The sequence below is a fragment of the Acuticoccus kalidii genome, assembly GCF_021556395.1.
Classification (GTDB): domain Bacteria; phylum Pseudomonadota; class Alphaproteobacteria; order Rhizobiales; family Amorphaceae; genus Acuticoccus; species Acuticoccus kalidii.
On record NZ_JAKGCS010000019.1, the window covers coordinates 57,743 to 74,006 of the forward strand.

Annotated in this window: 14 protein-coding genes; 7 read left to right on the top strand and 7 right to left on the bottom strand. The window is 67.4% G+C overall.

Going from position 1 to position 16,264, the window contains the following annotated elements:
- The first annotated feature begins 234 nt into the window (after window positions 1-234).
- Both L1787_RS12625 and L1787_RS12630 read left to right on the top strand, forming a co-directional pair.
- Window positions 235-2,397, top strand: coding sequence for an esterase-like activity of phytase family protein (locus L1787_RS12625; protein WP_235709220.1), 2,163 nt, complete (start codon window positions 235-237; stop codon window positions 2,395-2,397).
- Between the two features lie 589 nt (window positions 2,398-2,986).
- On the top strand, window positions 2,987-3,379 hold the full coding sequence (locus L1787_RS12630; RefSeq protein WP_235709221.1) for a RidA family protein: 393 nt from the start codon (window positions 2,987-2,989) through the stop codon (window positions 3,377-3,379).
- A 6-nt stretch (window positions 3,380-3,385) separates the two neighbouring features.
- Here the strand turns inward: L1787_RS12630 and L1787_RS12635 are convergent, their stop codons facing one another.
- Together L1787_RS12635 and L1787_RS12640 are read right to left on the bottom strand one after the other, a co-directional pair.
- Window positions 3,386-4,063, bottom strand: coding sequence for a gamma-glutamylcyclotransferase (locus L1787_RS12635; RefSeq protein ID WP_235709222.1), 678 nt, complete (start codon window positions 4,061-4,063; stop codon window positions 3,386-3,388).
- A 148-nt stretch (window positions 4,064-4,211) separates the two neighbouring features.
- Complete coding sequence (locus L1787_RS12640) at window positions 4,212-4,976, bottom strand: MauE/DoxX family redox-associated membrane protein (RefSeq protein WP_235709223.1); 765 nt, start codon at window positions 4,974-4,976, stop codon at window positions 4,212-4,214.
- 160 nt (window positions 4,977-5,136) lie between these two features.
- On the opposite strand from L1787_RS12640, the gene L1787_RS12645 reads away from it, so the two are divergent.
- A complete protein-coding gene (locus L1787_RS12645; protein ID WP_235709224.1) occupies window positions 5,137-6,294 on the top strand; it encodes an MFS transporter in 1,158 nt (385 codons plus the stop codon).
- Window positions 6,295-6,300: 6 nt separating this feature from the next.
- On the opposite strand, the gene L1787_RS12650 is transcribed toward L1787_RS12645, so the two are convergent.
- The 4 genes from L1787_RS12650 to L1787_RS12665 form a co-directional block, all read right to left on the bottom strand.
- Window positions 6,301-7,320 (bottom strand): zinc-binding alcohol dehydrogenase family protein, encoded by a 1,020-nt coding sequence (locus L1787_RS12650; protein ID WP_235709225.1) that lies wholly within the window; start codon window positions 7,318-7,320, stop codon window positions 6,301-6,303.
- Window positions 7,321-7,492: 172 nt separating this feature from the next.
- Window positions 7,493-8,242, bottom strand: coding sequence for an SDR family oxidoreductase (locus tag L1787_RS12655; protein ID WP_235709226.1), 750 nt, complete (start codon window positions 8,240-8,242; stop codon window positions 7,493-7,495).
- Between the two features lie 87 nt (window positions 8,243-8,329).
- Window positions 8,330-8,638 (bottom strand): hypothetical protein, encoded by a 309-nt coding sequence (locus L1787_RS12660; RefSeq protein WP_235709227.1) that lies wholly within the window; start codon window positions 8,636-8,638, stop codon window positions 8,330-8,332.
- A gap of 215 nt (window positions 8,639-8,853) precedes the next feature.
- Window positions 8,854-10,068: a glycosyltransferase gene (locus L1787_RS12665; protein ID WP_235709228.1), complete on the bottom strand. Its 1,215-nt coding sequence runs from the start codon at window positions 10,066-10,068 to the stop codon at window positions 8,854-8,856.
- 181 nt (window positions 10,069-10,249) lie between these two features.
- Here L1787_RS12665 and L1787_RS12670 point away from each other — a divergent pair, with 181 nt between their 5' ends.
- Window positions 10,250-11,626 (top strand): pyruvate dehydrogenase complex dihydrolipoamide acetyltransferase, encoded by a 1,377-nt coding sequence (locus tag L1787_RS12670; RefSeq protein WP_235709229.1) that lies wholly within the window; start codon window positions 10,250-10,252, stop codon window positions 11,624-11,626.
- Window positions 11,627-11,721: 95 nt separating this feature from the next.
- Here L1787_RS12670 and L1787_RS12675 read toward each other — a convergent pair whose 3' ends face one another.
- A complete protein-coding gene (locus L1787_RS12675; RefSeq protein WP_235709230.1) occupies window positions 11,722-12,921 on the bottom strand; it encodes a glycosyltransferase family 4 protein in 1,200 nt (399 codons plus the stop codon).
- A 104-nt stretch (window positions 12,922-13,025) separates the two neighbouring features.
- Here L1787_RS12675 and L1787_RS12680 point away from each other — a divergent pair, with 104 nt between their 5' ends.
- The 3 genes from L1787_RS12680 to glyS all read left to right on the top strand — a co-directional run bounded on the left by L1787_RS12680 (window position 13,026) and on the right by glyS (window position 16,235).
- Window positions 13,026-13,367, top strand: a complete 342-nt coding sequence (locus tag L1787_RS12680; protein ID WP_235709231.1) for a hypothetical protein — start codon at window positions 13,026-13,028, stop codon at window positions 13,365-13,367.
- Window positions 13,368-13,375: 8 nt separating this feature from the next.
- Window positions 13,376-13,966, top strand: a complete 591-nt coding sequence (locus L1787_RS12685; RefSeq protein ID WP_235709232.1) for a trypsin-like serine peptidase — start codon at window positions 13,376-13,378, stop codon at window positions 13,964-13,966.
- A gap of 121 nt (window positions 13,967-14,087) precedes the next feature.
- Window positions 14,088-16,235 (top strand): glycine--tRNA ligase subunit beta, encoded by a 2,148-nt coding sequence (glyS, locus tag L1787_RS12690; protein WP_235709233.1) that lies wholly within the window; start codon window positions 14,088-14,090, stop codon window positions 16,233-16,235.
- The last annotated feature ends 29 nt before the right edge of the window (window positions 16,236-16,264 follow it).

Consider the following 16,264-nt stretch of genomic DNA (forward strand, 5'->3'; position numbering starts at 1 on the left):
GCAACCGGTCCATTCGCGATGGATCAGGGCCGATGCGCAATATCATATTAGTGCAATATGAGCCGCCCCGGCGGACTTTTTGCACCGACGCCCCACCGGCGACGTGACGGTGGGAGGCGCGGTTTCGCGTGCCGCGGCCCGCATTCGCGGCCGGATCGGCGGGCGGCTCGGACTGTCACATCGCCATTAAGAAGGGGGAATAAAGCTCGGCGGAAAATTCCCCGCGAGGACCTCATGACGATCCGTTCCTTTACGCTTTTGGCCGCCTTGATGGCGACGACGGCCGCCGCTCATGCCGAGACCTTCAACCGCATCGCGAGCTTCGAGGTCCCGCGCAATCTTCCGGACGGCACCCCCTCTGAGACGCCGACCTCCGCCGAGATCATCGCCGCAACGGCCGACGGGATGATGCTCGCTTATACCGACAGCCCCCTCGGCGCCGTCGGCCTCGTCGACATTTCCGACCCGAAGGCGCCCGCGGCGGTCGGCGCGATCATGCTCGGCGGCGAGCCGACCTCGCTCGCCATTTTGGGCGAGTCCGCCTTCGTCGCCGTCAACACCTCCGAGAGCTACACCGACCCGTCGGGCATCCTGAAGGTCGTCGACCTCGCCGGGCGCACGGTGAGCGACAGTTGCGATCTCGGCGGCCAGCCCGATTCCGTCGCCCTCGCGCCCGGCGGCGCCTTTCTCGCGATCGCGATCGAGAACGAGCGCGACGAAGACCTCGATGACGGCGCCATTCCCCAGATGCCGGCCGGCAATGTCGTGATCATCCCGCTGTCGGAGGAAGGGCCCGATTGCGACGCGATGATTACCGCCGACCTCACCGGCCTTGCCGAGATCGCGCCGGAGGATCCGGAGCCCGAGTTCGTCGACATCAATGCGGCGGGCGCGATCGCGGTGACGCTGCAGGAGAACAACCACATCGTGATCCTCGCCCCGGACGGCACGGTGACGGCTCATTTCCCGGCCGGCGAGGTGACGCTCGACAAGGTCGACACCGCGCGCGACGGGGCGATCGACCTCACCGGCACCGTCACCATGAAGCGCGAGCCGGATTCGGTGAAATGGATCGGGGAGGATCATCTCGTCGTCGCCAACGAGGGCGATTATGAAGGCGGCGCCCGCGGCTTCACCATTTTCGGGGTGGATGGGACGGTCGCTTATGAGGCGGGCGCGAGCCTTGAATATGCGTTGATCGGAGCCGGCCATTATCCCGACAAGCGCTCCGACAAGAAGGGCATCGAGCCCGAGGGCCTCGAGGTCGCGACCTTCGGCGAGACGACATATCTCTTCGTCCTGTCCGAGCGCGGCTCGGCGGTCGGCGTCTATGCGCTCGATGAGACGGACCCGACGCTGACAGGCATCCTGCCCTCCGGCATCGCGCCCGAAGGTGCCGTCGCGATCCCGCAGCGCAATCTTTTCGTCACCGCCAATGAGGCCGATCTCATCGAGGACGGGGGCGTGCGCGCCCATGTGATGATCTACGCGTTGCAGGACGCGCCGGCGGCCTATCCGACGATCGTCGCGGCGGCCTCCGAGATCCCGGCATTCGGGTGGGGCGCGCTCTCCGGTCTCGCCGCCGACCCGGCGAACCCGACGACGCTCTATGCCGTCAGCGATTCCTTCTACTCCGCCAATCCCGCGATCTTCACCATCGACGCCGCCACGACGCCCGCCACGATCACCGCATCGACGACCGTGACGCGCGACGGCGCGCCGGCCGAAAAGCTCGACCTCGAGGGGATCGTTTCCGACGGGGAGGGCGGCTTCTGGCTCGCCAATGAAGGCAACAGCGAGAAGGACGTGCCGCACGCGCTCTATCATGTCGACGCGAGCGGGGCGATCATCGAGGAGGTGCCGTTTCCGGACGCGCTCCTCGCCGGAGAGCGTCGCTTCGGGGCCGAAGGCGTGACCAAGATCGGCGATCGTCTCTGGATCGCGATCCAGCGTGAATGGGGCGACGATCCGAAGGGACACGTGAAGCTCGTCAGCTACGATCTCACCGACGGGAGCTGGGGCGCGGTGCGCTATCCGCTCGAGGCGGCCGAGACGGGTTGGATGGGCCTTTCCGAAATCACGGCGTTCGGCGACACCGTCTACGTGATCGAGCGCGACAATCAGATCGGCTCGGCGGCGAAGGTGAAGGCGATCTATGCGATCCCGGCGGCCGAGCTCGAGCCGCAGCCGCTCGGCGGCGAACTGCCGACCGTCACCAAGACCCTCGCTCACGACGCGATCCCGGACCTTGCGCGCTTCGGCGGCTATACCGTCGACAAGCTCGAAGGGTTTGCGGTCGGGTCCGACGGGACGGCCTATTTCGTCACCGATAATGACGGGGTCGACGATTCGTCCGGCGAGACCTTCTTCTGGTCGGTGGGCGATTTCGCGAACTGACGGGATGGCCTAGCGGCGCGGCGGCTTGGTTGCCGCGCCGTGGCTCGATGCCATGGCCGTGCGTGTGGCGCGGCCGTGGCGCTCCGACTTCACCAGAAAACAGGGGGGAGCGCCTGTTTCCCGGAGCCAGCCATCGCTGAGTGATGCCCTGAGGCGGATGGCGAGGGAGGGCAAGGGACGCTGCGCTCTTCGCCCTTGCCCTCCCTCACCATCCCCCTCTTCACGGGCCTCAGCGATGGCTGGCTCCGGGAAACAGGCTGAGGACCGCCTTTTGCCTTCGGGGGGGCTGACAGGCCGTGCCCCGCATCAGAGCGCGGCGTCGCGGTCGATGGGGTGCGGTGGACGGTCTCTTGTTGCGTTCGCCGGGGCGGCCGTGCTGTTTCTGTGAGCGCGCCATCATGGCGATCGATCGAGGCGATCGTCGGAGCCGGGTTTCCGGCGCTGACGCGCTCTTCCCGGCCGTCTTCTCTCAGCGGTTCATGCCGGCTTCAAGCGCCGGGCGCGTCGGCGGCGGCGGGGTCGCCGTGCCGGGTGGATTCGCGGGAATACGGCGCGCCGTGCGATCATCGACGAAAATGGAGGAACCGGAATGTCCGACACGATCTACCACACGCTCGAAGGCTTTCCGCGCTCGATGTCGCCGAGCAGCCACGCGACGGAGGCGGACGGGTTCGTCTTCCTGACGGGGCAGTTTCCGCGCGACCTGTCCGACCCGGAGAAGGATCTTCCGGTGGGGATCATCGCCCAGACGCGGCAGACGCTGCAGAACATGGAGGCCGCGCTCGGCGCGCTGGGGCTCGGGCTCGCGCACGTGATGAGCGTCCGGGTCTTCCTGACCGAGTTTAAGCGCGATTATGACGACATGAACGCCGTCTATGCCGACTTCTTTCAGGGCGAGGCGCGGCCGGTGCGCACCTGTGTGGGCGTCACCGATCTCGTGCGCGATTCGTTGATCGAGATCGACTGTATCGCGCGCCGTTGAGGCCGCTCACGCGGTGTGGATCGCCTTCAGCTCTTCCGCGACGAGATGCTGGAGCGCCCACAGATTTCGGTCGCGAATGCCGTATTCCTCAAGGTGCGCCACGGTGTTGTAGAGATATTCGGCGCACGAGCCGACGCTGCCGCAGGCGCGGGCGAGGATATAGGCGATCTCCTCATGGCTGAGCTTGTCGGTGACGCGCTCGCCCTTCGGCCCCGCCCAGAAGGTGAGGACGCGCCGGTTGCCGGTCTCCGTCCGCACCGTGATCCACCGCACCATGTCGCGATTTTGGTGAAAGCGGACCTCGCGCACCAAGGCGGCGCGGATTTCCTCGAGGCGCCCCTCGTCGGGCAGGCGATAGATCAGCCCGTCGCAGCGGCCGCCGCGCTCGAGCGCCATCATCAGGCCCGGCTGCTCGGGTGAGCCGCGAAAGCGCCGCAGCTTGAGGCAGAACGAGCGGTGCCAGCCGAAGGCGGTCGCCCGTTCCTCGGCGACATGCGCGAAGCCGGGTTTCCAGATCAGCGAGCCATAGGCGAAGATCCACAGCGGATCGGAGCCGCATTCGGCGTCGAAATGGCGGGCGAGGGCGTCAAGCTCGTCGTCCGTCAGGAGGGTCCAGCCGGGCTCCGGGCCGAGATCGGGCTCCTCGCGCAGACTGAGCGCGACGAGCTCAGGGGTCAGCATCATCGGTCGTCGTCAGTCCTTGTCACGGCGGTGGCGGGCATTGCGGGTTGAGACCAAGGGTCCATCGGATTCAGTTAGGTGCGCAACCCGTGCCATGCCACTTTTGTGCCGAACGAACCGGCGAACCGGAATATCGCGGACGCGGCCGGGCTCACATCACCCACATGCGCAAGGGCATCCAGATCGCCATCACGATCATCATGATGTTCTCGGTGAGCGAGACGAAGCCGAGCGGCACGTTGCTGCTTCCTCCGACACAGGCGCATTTCAGCTCCCGCTTGTCGATATAGACCGCCTTGAACACAGATACCGCGCCCACGGTGCCGATGAAGAGGGCGATCGGCGCGGCGACGACGGTGAGGACGCCCGCGATCATCAGGATGCCGGCGAGCGTCTCGCCATAGGGGTAGAGATAGCCGTAGCGCACCCACCTGCGGGCGAGGAGGTCGTAGTTGAGGAACATCGTCGAGAAGCTCTCGACGTCCTGCAGCTTCTGGATACCGAGAAGGCACATCGCGATGGCGATGAACCACTCCGGCAGGCGGATCGTGAGGATCGTTCCGGTCGCGGCCCAGGCGACGGCGAGCGCCATCAGGAAGGCGACCGCGAAGATCGCGATCACCGGGCGGTAGCTCGTCTCGGCCTTGTCGGGGCGAGCCACGCCGAAATAGGCGCGCGTCTCGTCATAGCCGCCGATCCGCTCGCCATCGATATAGACCTGGGGTGTCGTCTCGACGCCCTCCCGGGCCTGGAAGGCGTCGGTCTCGGCGCGCGTCGTCAGCCAGTGATCGTCGATGCGGTAGCCCTCGCGTTCGAGGAGGGCCTTCGTCTTGAGGCCGAAGGGGCAGAGATGGTCCTCCATCACCATGCGGTAAAGTGTGGCGCTCTTCTCCTTGGGCGCGGTCGCAGTCGCCATGGTACTCGCTCCATTGATGAAAAGGCGCATCGCCGTGGTGCGCGGTGTATGAGGCCAACGCCGTGCGGCGGTGTGGGTTCGGGGCGGGGCGCCATTGTGTTTTGCGCCGCGCTCGGGTTCCGTGCCCGCAGTCCTGCGCCCAAAGGCAATGTCTTTCCCTATGTCCAGCTCCCGTATCCTGGCGGCGCTCGCGTTCATCGCCTTCGTCAGTCTCGGCCTTCCGGACGGTCTTCTCGGCGTCGCGTGGCCTTCGATCCGGACGGATTTCACGCGGCCGCTCGATTCGCTCGGCACGCTCGTCGCGCTGACGACGATCGGCTATCTCGTGTCGAGCTTCATGAGCGGCGCGGTCATGCGCGTCCTGTCGATCGGCCTCGTTCTCGCTTTATCGACGGGGGCGGCGGCGACTGCGCTCCTCGGCTTCGCGTTCGCGCCGGCCTGGCCGGTCCTTCTCGCGTGCGGCCTTCTCGCCGGGCTCGGCGGCGGGGCGGTGGACGCCGCGCTCAACGCCTATGCCGCCCGCCATTTCGATGCGCGTTCGCTGAACTGGATGCACGCCTTTTATGGGGTCGGCGCGACCCTCGGGCCGATCATCGTGACGGCCGTGCTCGAAATGGGTCTTCAGTGGCAACGGGCCTATCTCGTCGTCGGGTCGGCTCAGCTGGCGCTCGCGATCACCTTCTTCCTGACTCGTGCGCGGTGGGGCGCCGCGCCGATGACGGTCGCGCATCAGCCGAAATCGGAACGGCTCGTTCACACGCTGAGCCGGCCGATCGTCTGGGCGGGCATGGCGGTCTTCTTCGTCTATGCAGGTGCGGAGGTCGCGACCGCGCAGTGGAGTTATTCGCTGCTCACCCTCGGGCGCGGGGTGGACGAGACGGCGGCCGGGCTCTTCGTGACGCTCTATTGGGCGAGCCTTGTCGCGGGCCGCGTCCTGTTCGGCATCGTGGCGCACCGGATCGCGCTCGTGCCGGCGCTGCGGGTCGCGATCATCGGCTCGATCGTCGGCGCGCTGCTCTTCTGGCTGGAGCCGACGCGGACACTGTCCCTCGTCGGCCTCATGACGATGGGGTTCCTGTTCGCGCCGGTGTTCGCTTCGCTGATCAGCCTCACGCCGGCCCGTGTCGGGCTCGCGCACGCCGACACGGCGATCGGCTTCCAGATCGCCGCCGCCGGCCTCGGCGCGGCGTGCCTGACGGGGCTGGTCGGCATCGGGGCGCAGGCCTTCGGGCTCGGGGCGATCGGCGTGTCGATCTTCCTCCTGACGCTCGTTTTATGGACGGCGTTCGAGCTCTTCATGTGGCGGCGCCCGGTCTGAGCGCGGTCAATCGAAGGCGAGTTGGATCTTGATCGTCTTGTGCGGCTCGTTCTCGAAGAGCTCGAAGGCGGCGCGAGCATCCGCCGCGGGATAGGTCTGGGTGACCATGGCGGCAGGGGCGAGGGCGCCGGTTTCCAGCCAGTCGACCACCTTCGGCAAAAGCTTGCGATTGAGGCGGGACCCATAGACGGTCAACTCCTTGGAGTTGATCTGCTGCTGGATGATCGTTGTCGGCTGGGGCGAGAAGCCCATGATGGCGACCCGACCGGCGGGCCCGGCGAGCCGGCAGGCGTCCTCCATCAGGGCCGGCACGCCCGCGCAGTCGATGACGAGGGTCGGGCCGAGACCGCCGTTCATCGCGCGCGCGAGGGCGTCGATATCGTCGACCCCGGTCCGGGCGGTGATGTCGGCGCCGAAGCGGGCCGCGCGTTCGAGACGGGCGCCGTCGGGATCGGCGATCATCACCCGCGCCCCTTCGAGCTTGGCGACCTGAAGCATCGTGAGGCCGACCGTTCCGGCGCCGTAAAGGAGGACGTGATCGGTCGGGTCGCATCCGGTGCGCAGGAGCGCGTTCGCGGCGATCGAGAACGGCTCGGCGAGCGTTGCGACATCGAACGGCAGGTCGGGCGACACCTTGATCGCGTTGTCCGCCGGGAGCGTGACGAAGGGGCGGAAGCCGCCATCGCGATGAACGCCGATCACCTCGAGCCGGGCGCACACGTTCGATCGGCCGATCCGGCACGGATAGCAGACGCCGCAGCTCACGACCGGATCGACGACCACGTGATCGCCTTCGCGCAGTCCCGTCACCCCGTCGCCGACGGTTTCGACGATGCCGCCGAACTCGTGACCGATGACGCGGGGATAGGTCGCGTAGGGGTTCGTGCCGTGGAAAATGTGGAGGTCGGAGCCGCAAATGCCCCCGCGCACGATGCGCAGCATCACCTCACCGGGGGCGGGCGGGATCGCCTCGCTCGGCACGAAATCGAGATGGTGGGGGGAGGTGACGGCGATCGCCATGGTCATGTCGGCGTTTCCTCTATCTTGGCGCACAGCGCCCGCCGACTTTAGACGATCGGGTGAGCCGCGAAACGGGGCGCGGCACACGTGTGGGCGGGGCGGGGCGTCCCGCTGCCCCGAAACGAAAAAAAGCGCCGCTGGCGCGACGCTTTTTCCAGATCGTGTGGTCGGGGCTGGTTCAGCCGCGGCCGACGAACGGCATTTTCGTCGCCATGATGGTGAGGAACTGCGCGTTGGCGGAGGCGTCGATGCCGGCCATGTAGAGGACGGTGTCGGCGACCACCTGGACGTCCATCAGCGGCTCGACGCGGATTTCGCCGTCGGCCTGGGGCACGCCCTTCGCCATGCGGGCGGCCATGTCGGTCATCGCGTTGCCGATATCGATCTGGCCGCAGGCGATGTCGAACTGGCGACCGTCGAGGCTGATCGACTTGGTGAGGCCCGTGATGCCGTGCTTGGAGGCGGTGTAGGCCGCCGAGCCGGGACGGGGGGCGTGGGCCGAGATCGAGCCGTTGTTGATGATGCGGCCGCCGCGCGGGTTCTGATCGCGCATCATGCGGAAGGCACGGTTCGCCATCAGGAAGGCGCCGTCGAGGTCGACCGACACCACATGGCGCCACTGGTCATATTCGATATCGCCGAAATTGGTGGTCGGGATGTTGTTGCCGGCGTTGTTGAAGAGAACGTCGATCCGGCCATAGCGCTCGCGGATTGCCGCGAAGAGGGCGTCGACCGTCGCCGGATCGGTGGCGTCGCAGGCAAAGGGCATCACTTCGCCGCTCGCCTCGGCGGCGACCGCATCGAGCTTGTCCTGGCCACGGGCCGCGATGACCACCTTGGCGCCGTTTTTGGCGAGCGTCAGGGCGCACGCCTTGCCGATGCCTTGGCTCGCCCCGGTCACGAGAATTACTTTGCCTTCGACTCCCACGGTCGCATCCTCCAATATGATTCTGACCCGTGGGTTAGGCCGTTCGTCGCGGCAGATCAATCTCTGCCGCGACGTTTCAGCGAGGATTTATGCGGGTTCGCCGACCGGCTGTGGCGGCACGACGGTCCACGCCTCACCCGCCCCGAGGACGCAGGATCGGCCCGATGGTAGCGTGATCAACGCGGTCCACGAGCCGTTCGGCGAGGCGTAGAGTTCGAGAATGCGCTTGTTGTTTTGCAGACCGAACGAGCGCTGCGTCTCACCGAATTTGCGCGACAGGATCTCGATGATCTCGTTGCGGTTCTTGCAGACGGTGGTGGCGGCTTGGGCCGGGATCGACGCCGTCGCCAGGATCAGGGTCGCGGCGAGGCAGGCGGATAGACGAGCTGACCGCATGGCGGCTTCCTTTCTATCGCTGGCGGCCGTCGCTCCGCGCGCCGCCTAACGGGTCCGAGATGTCATAGGTCGTTTATCGCGTTTAAACTCTAGATTGCGCTTGGTGGCCCGAGGATAACCTGACGGACATCGCCGTGGCGGCCATCGACATCGCGCCCCGGTGGCGTGCATCGCCAACGGAAGCCTCCCTTGGATTGTTCGAGCGGAGCGGCTGCCTATAGCGGCGGCCGCTCACCATTCGCCACAGCCTGCATCATCGCCCATTGGCGGGGCAGAATGTGGGGCAACGCATACTCGTCCACGATCGTGCGCCGGCTTACTTGCCCTAAGCTTGTGCAGTCGACGTCGCCGCGCAAGATCTCATCAATTCGTTCGGCGATATCGTCCACATCAAAGAAATCGGCGAGGATCCCGTTCTCGCCATGGCGGACCAATTCCTCCACCGGCGGGGTCTTCGAGCCGACGATCACCGCGCCCGTCGCCATCGCCTCCAGCATCGACCAGGACAGGACGAAGGGGACGGTGAGGTAAACGTGCGCGCGGGTGATTCGGAACATGTCGCGCAGCGTCGGGAGCGGGACGAGACCCATGAAATGGACCCGCGAGGTGTCGAGATCGAGCGTCGCGAGGGCGTGCTCGCGGTGGGTCTTGCCGTCCTCACGGGTGCGGCCATAGGCGGTGCGGTCCTGCCCGGCGATGAGGACATGAAGGTTCGGGCGCCGCTTTTGGAGCTTTTCCACCGCCGCCATGAATTGTGGAAAGCCGCGATAGGGCTCCATGCCGCGTGCGACGTAGGTGATCACCTCGTCGTCCTCCGTGAAGGTGCGGTCGCCGACGGTGACGCGCGCGGGGCCGGGGCAGAAAAAGTCGGTGTCGACGCCCTCGTGCAGGACGCTGATATTGTGCCTCAAATGCGGAGGGAACTGACGCCGCTGCCACTCGGTCGGCGAGGTGCCCCAATCCATCGAAGCGAGGTCGAGGAGGACGGGGACATTCTTGAAATGCGCCCGCGCGGCGACGTTATGGTCGATCTCTTCGAGGAAATCGGTGTCGCTCCCCCGCGGCTGATAGTACCACTCGAACAGGCTGAGGAGCTTCGTCTGCGGCCACAATTCCTTGATCAGCAGCGACGGTCCCCAGCCCGAATGGGCGCAGACGAGATCCGGCGTCCACCCTGATTTCTTCAGCGAATAGAGCGCCTGAAACGCGGCCTGCGCGGTGAGGACGGCACGCTCGGTGACGATGAGCATCGGATGGATCGCGGGGGTCACCTCGCGGTGCAGCGCGTAGTCGATCCGGCGAATGCCGAATTGTTGGGCATTCGACTTCAACGTTCCGGCCAACATCTCGACCCCGTCGACGGACTTGAGGTGTTGGGCGATCCGGCGGTACTGGCCAGGGAAGTTGTTGTGCAGGAACAGGATTCGCATGAGGGCGATCTCTAACAGGGCTGGTCGAGCTCGGTCGATTCGGGGTGGTCGCGACGATGATGCATAAGAGCACGTCGTTTGCGCCATCTTGCAATCAGAGACGCCTTCTAGGACAGTCCAACCGGCGCACGGCCCCTAAGGGTGCGCGGTCTTGCACCCAAGGACACATGCGAGGACGTCCATGCCTACCCCGATTCTGATGCCTGCTCTGTCGCCGACCATGGAGGCCGGTACGCTGGCCAAATGGCTCGTGAAGGAGGGCGACACGGTCTCCTCCGGCGACGTGATCGCAGAGATCGAGACCGACAAGGCCACCATGGAGGTCGAAGCCGTCGACGAGGGCGTCGTCGGCAAGATTCTCGTCGGCGAAGGCACGGCGGACGTTCCGGTGAACGAGCCGATCGCGCTGCTTCTCGGAGAAGGCGAGGACGCGAAGGATCTCGACGGTGCCGCCGCGTCGAAGCCGGCCAAGGCCGAGGCGCCGAAAGAGAGCGCGGCGAAGGAAGAGACCGCACCCGGTGGCGCGGCCGACGCGACGCGCACCTCCGCGAATGGTGCCGCCGCCCCGGCGTCCGCGCCGTCCCCGGCAAAATCCTCCGGTGAGCGCGTGTTCGCTTCCCCGCTCGCCAAACGGATTGCCGAAGAGGCGGGGCTCGACATCTCGGCGATCGATGGTACCGGCCCGCACGGCCGTATCGTGAAGCGCGACGTCGAAGAGGCGAAGGCGTCGGGTGGGGCGAAAGCCGCCAAGCCCGAGGCCGCGCCCGCCGCCGCCGGGAAGGCTCCGGCCGCCGCAGCCGCCGCGCCCGCCGGCATGTCGGACGATCAGATCCGCGCCATGTACGAGGCGGGCACCTATCGCGAGATCCCGCACGACGGGATGCGCAAGACGATTGCCCGCCGCCTGACCGAATCGAAGCAGACCGTCCCCCATTTCTACCTGACGGTCGATGTCGAGCTCGACGCCCTCCTCAAGGTCCGGGGCGAATTGAACGCCGCCGCGCCGACCGACGAGAACGGCAAGCCGGCCTACAAGCTTTCGGTCAACGACTTCGTCATCAAGGCGATGGGCCTCGCGCTGAAGGCCGTGCCGATGGCGAACGCGACCTACACCTCCACCGCGCGCCTCGTCCATGAAGGCGGGGTCGATGTCGGCGTCGCCGTCGCGATCCCCGACGGGCTCATCACCCCGGTCGTGCGCAAGGCCGACCAGAAGACGCTCTCCACCATCTCCAACGAGATGAAGGATCTTGCCAAGCGCGCGCGGGACAAGAAGTTGCAGCCGTCCGAATATCAGGGCGGCGCGACGGCGGTGTCCAATCTCGGCATGTTCGGCATCAAGGACTTCGCCGCCGTCATCAATCCGCCGCACGGCTCGATCCTCGCGGTCGGCGAAGGCTCGCCGCGTCCGGTGGTGAAGGATGGCGCGCTCGCGATCGCAACGGTGATGACCGTGACGCTCTCCGTCGATCACCGCGTGGTCGATGGCGCGCTCGGCGCGGAAGTTCTCCAGTCCTTCAAGGCGCTGATCGAATCGCCGATGCGCCTCTTCGTCTGAGGCTCCGGCCCGGCGCCCGTGCGCCGGGCGCCTCCATCGTCGCAAAATCAGCAAAGCCCGCCGCGCCCGTCGCGGCGGGCTTTCGCGTGCCGGGGTCAGCGCGAGGCGAGTGCGAGGAGCGTGTCCGTCACCGCCTCGAAATGCGCATCCCACCCTTGGGGCGGCACGATGGCGGCGGCCTTCTCGGCGACGAGGGCCGGATCGCGCGCATAGGCGAGGATCGCCTCGCGCCAGCCGAGTCCGTCGAGCGGTGATAGGAACAGCGTTGACGGCCCGCCGATCTCGCGGTGCGGCGCAATATCGGAGGCGATCACCGGAACGCCCATCACGTGCGCCTCGACGATCGGCAGCCCGAAGCCTTCCACGAAGGACGGCGTCAGGAGCGCCCGCGCCCCGGCGAGATGCCGCGCGACGTCGGTATCGCTGAGGCCGCCGGTCGCCGTCACGTGCGGCTGTAGCGCGTCGCACCGCTCGATGAGGTCGATCGCCGTGCCGTCGCCGCCGCGCTTGCCGATCACCATGAGATGCGGCGGATCGGGTTCACGCGCCACGATATCGCGCCAGACGTGGAGGAGCATCGCGAGATTCTTGCGCCGCTCAACACTCGACAGGTGCACGAAGGTCGGCCGGTCGGGGATGATCGGATCATCCGTCTTCACGAGCCCCGGCGCGACATGGACGACCGACGACCCGAAGTCGGCGTCGGGATAGAGCGCATGAAGCACCGACTGCGTCGCGGCCGACACGGTGAACACGTGGTCGGCGTGCGCCGCGAGGGTGTGGAGGCGCCGCTCGTGCAGCGCGCTCGCCCGCGCCGTCTCGTATTCGGGATGGGTGATCGGGATGAGATCGTGGAGAAGGGCGGCGAAGGGGCCGGGCAGATCGGCAAAGCGCGCCGCATCGTCGAGCCCGTCATGGCTGACATTGAGCGTCACGTTGGGCGCGCCGTCGGCATCGAGCGCCTTCGCGCCGCGCAGCAGCGAGAGGTGGCGCGTGCGGCCCGCGACACGCTCGGCCCCGAAGCGGAGAGGCGAGCGCCCGGCGCGGCCGAATTGCGGCGGCCGTCCGGACGTCCAGCGCGCCTCGAGCGTCGCGAGGACATGCTCGAGCGCACCGTCTCGCAGCATCACGAGACGGTGGCTCCAGCGTGTGACCGGGCGCACGGTGAAGGCGGTTTGCGTCCCGGCCCAGCGGGCGTACATCAGATCGATGCGGTCGATACCGGTCGGCCCGCCAAAATGCTCATAGCGGCGGACGAGACGGCTGACGTCGAGGAAAAGGACCGGGCGGCGCATGGATGTTGGAGTTGGGGCTGCCGCGAGGCGCCCGTCAAGTGAACCGTGCGCAACCGGCGCGCATTGAGGACGAAAACTGAGGACGAACGGGCAGGAGACGCGCCATGAGGGTCACGACCGTTGCCCGGATCGCTCGGCAGACCGCCCGGCCGATCGCCGTCGCGCTCCTCCCGGTTATCGTCCTCGCGTTCGCTGCCGCGCCCGCCGAGGCCCGGCCGGACACGCGGACGATGACCTGCGAGGCGGTGAACGGCTTCATCCAAAAGGAGGGCGCCGTGGTGATGACAACGGGGCGCTACACCTTCCGCCGCTTCGTCGCGAATCGCGCCTATTGCGACCCCTGGCAGTGGGCGCAGCCGGAATATGCGCCCACCCGCGACACGCCGAAATGCCCGGTCTTCGGCGTCTGCTATGATCCGCCGATCGACTTTCACACCTTCGACTGAGCGCAGCCTTGACCCCAGTCCTTCGCGCGGCCGTCGCCGCCTTCGTCACACTCGCCCCGCTCGCCACCATCGCGAAGGCGGATCCCAACCTTGCCGTCGGCCGGGCGAATCATGCCGGCTACGACCGCCAGCGTCATTGCACGATGTTCGCGATCGCCCCGCGCGTCGCAATCACCGCCTCGCATTGTCTGAGGGGCCTCGACGCGGCGCAGATGCAGCTTTTGTTCGGCTATGACCGGATGGGCTGGGCGCTCCACACCAATCCGACTCGGGCCGTCGATCTCGGCCGGGACGTGACGGCGCTCTGCCTGGCGCAGGACGCGCCCGCGACGCTCGCGATCGGCGAGGCGGACGGGGCGGAGACGGTCGACGTGATCGGCTATGCCCGGCGCCGCCAGCACGCGCAGACCGACTCCGCGTGCCGGATCGTCTCGCGCGACCGGGACAAGCTGCTCCTCGATTGCCCGCAAGATCCCGGCACGTCGGGCGGTCCCGTCCTCGGGGCCGATGGCGGCGTGATCGCCATGATGTCGGCGACGGCGCGCGACGCGTCCTTTGCCGTGCGGCTGCCGGCGGGCGCGGCCGAGGCGTGCCGGTGAGGAAAAGCGACTGATTCGACCGCGATTTTCGCGCGCCGGCAATGCAGCAATGCCGCGCGGGGCTTTCACCCCGCCGCGCCCAATGCTACCGACCGCGGACGCGATCGAAACCGGCGAACCGATGCCTGAACTCTTTGTCGAACTCTTGAGCGAGGAAATTCCCGCTCGGATGCAACGCCGCGCTGCGGGCGACCTCACGAGGCTCGTCACCAATGCGCTGGTCGATGCCGGCCTCACCTATGAGGGCGCCTATGCGACGGCGACGCCGCGCCGTCTCGTCCTTGCCGTCACCGGCCTTCCGCCGCGCTCGCCCGACCGGCGCGAAGAGCGCAAGGGACCGCGCGTCGGTGCGCCGGAGAAGGCGCTCGAAGGCTTTATGCGCGCCGCGGGCCTTGCCTCGATCGACGAGGCGGAGGTGATGACCGATCCCAAAAAGGGCGACTTCTATATCGCCCGCACGACGGTTCCGGGGCGGGACACGATCACGATCGCCGCCGAGGTGATCGAGGAGACCGTTCGCCGCTTTCCCTGGCCGGTGTCGATGCGTTGGGGCGAGCGTTCGGCCGATCCGGCGCCGCTGCGCTGGGTGCGTCCGCTCACCTCCATCATCGCGACCTTCGGGCCGGACAACGAGGACCCGGAGATCGTGCCGGTCGATCTGCCGGGCGTTCCGGTGGGCGACACGACCGTCGGCCATCGGTTCCACGCACCGGGCAAGATCCGCGTGCGGCGGCTCGACGATTACAAGACATCGCTCGAAAAGGCGCGCGTGGTGGTCGATCTCGACCGGCGGCGTGACCAGATCCTGCACGACGCGAAGAATGCCTGTCACGCGCTCGGCCTCGACCTCGTGGAGGACGAGGGGCTTCTGGAGGAGGTGGCGGGCCTCGTCGAATGGCCGGTCGTCCATATCGGCCGTTTCGAGGATTGGGCGCTCGATCTTCCCGACGAGGTGATTCGCCTGACGATCCGCGAGAATCAGAAGTGTTTCGTCACCCGCGACGCGGCGACCGGTGCGCTCGCCAACGCCTTCGTGCTGACGGCGAATCTCGAAGCGCCGGACGACGGCGTTGCGATCACCGCCGGCAATGAGCGGGTGGTGAAGGCCCGGCTGTCCGACGCGCGCTTCTTCTGGGAGCAGGACCGCAAGACGCCGCTCGCGACGCACGCGAAGAAGCTCGAAGCCGTTACATTCCACGAAAAGCTCGGCAGTCAGGCCGCGCGGGTCGAGCGGATCGCGGCGCTGGCACGCGAGATCGCGCCGGCCGTCGGCGCCGATCCCGACATCGCCGAGCGCGCGGCGCGCCTCGCGAAGGCGGACCTCGTGACCGGCATGGTCGGCGAGTTTCCCGAGCTGCAAGGCTATATGGGCCGCCGCTATGCCGAGGCGGAAGGTCTCGAAAGGGCGGTCGCGGCGGCGATCGAGGAGCATTATGCGCCGCTCGGCCCGAGCGACGCCGTGCCCGAGGCGCCGGTGTCCGTCACCGTCGCCCTCGCCGACAAGATCGACCAGCTCGTCTCCCTCTGGGCGGCGGGCGAGAAGCCGACCGGCTCCGGCGACGCGTTCGGCCTCCGCCGCGCGGCGCTCGGGATCATCCGCCTGATCCTCGCCAACGCGCTGCGCGTGCCGCTGGCCGGTGGCGGCGCGGAGACGGTGATCGCCAAGACCTGGGCGCAGCTCCGCTCGCTCGACGTCCACGCCGAGATGACGGCCGCGAGCGAGGCCGCGTCGGACGCATCCGGCGCGCCATGGATCGTCGATTTCATCCTCGAGCGCTTCATCGTCCAGCAGCGCGACGCCGGCGTGTCGGCGGACACGGTGCGGGCGATCATCCCGGTGCTCGCCACGATCGATCTCGTCGACATCGTGAACCGGATCGCCGCGCTCTCCGATTTCCTCGCGAGCGAGGATGGCGCGACGCTGATGGCCGGCTACCGCCGTGCCACCAACATCCTGCGCGCCGAGGAAAAGAAAGACGGCCCCGTCTCGGGCGCGCCCGATATGGGCGTTCTCATCGAGCCGCAGGAGATTGCGCTTGCCGAGGCTGTCGCGCGGGTGAAGACCGACGTCGCCGAGGCCGTGGCGCGGGAAGACTATGCCGCCGCCATGGAGGCGCTCGCCGCGCTCCGTACGCCGGTCGACACCTTCTTCGACACCGTGCTCGTCAATGCGGAGGATGCCTCGCTGCGGTTCAACCGGCTGCGGATCTTGGCTGCTCTGCGGGAGACGACACTTCAAGTGGCGGACTTTTCCGCCATCTCCGGCTAACCTTGCGTCATAAGGACGACCCTTCGGAG

Bases quoted from the DNA above. Each gene is read 5' to 3' on its own strand.
- L1787_RS12625 (WP_235709220.1), top strand. From the start codon at position 235: ATGACGATCCGTTCCTTTACGCTTTTGGCCGCCTTGATGGCGACGACG.
- L1787_RS12630 (WP_235709221.1), top strand. From the start codon at position 2,987: ATGTCCGACACGATCTACCACACGCTCGAAGGCTTTCCGCGCTCGATG.
- L1787_RS12635 (WP_235709222.1), bottom strand. From the start codon at position 4,063: ATGATGCTGACCCCTGAGCTCGTCGCGCTCAGTCTGCGCGAGGAGCCC.
- L1787_RS12640 (WP_235709223.1), bottom strand. From the start codon at position 4,976: ATGGCGACTGCGACCGCGCCCAAGGAGAAGAGCGCCACACTTTACCGC.
- L1787_RS12645 (WP_235709224.1), top strand. From the start codon at position 5,137: ATGTCCAGCTCCCGTATCCTGGCGGCGCTCGCGTTCATCGCCTTCGTC.
- L1787_RS12650 (WP_235709225.1), bottom strand. From the start codon at position 7,320: ATGACCATGGCGATCGCCGTCACCTCCCCCCACCATCTCGATTTCGTG.
- L1787_RS12660 (WP_235709227.1), bottom strand. From the start codon at position 8,638: ATGCGGTCAGCTCGTCTATCCGCCTGCCTCGCCGCGACCCTGATCCTG.
- L1787_RS12665 (WP_235709228.1), bottom strand. From the start codon at position 10,068: ATGCGAATCCTGTTCCTGCACAACAACTTCCCTGGCCAGTACCGCCGG.
- L1787_RS12670 (WP_235709229.1), top strand. From the start codon at position 10,250: ATGCCTACCCCGATTCTGATGCCTGCTCTGTCGCCGACCATGGAGGCC.
- L1787_RS12675 (WP_235709230.1), bottom strand. From the start codon at position 12,921: ATGCGCCGCCCGGTCCTTTTCCTCGACGTCAGCCGTCTCGTCCGCCGC.
- L1787_RS12680 (WP_235709231.1), top strand. From the start codon at position 13,026: ATGAGGGTCACGACCGTTGCCCGGATCGCTCGGCAGACCGCCCGGCCG.
- glyS (WP_235709233.1), top strand. From the start codon at position 14,088: ATGCCTGAACTCTTTGTCGAACTCTTGAGCGAGGAAATTCCCGCTCGG.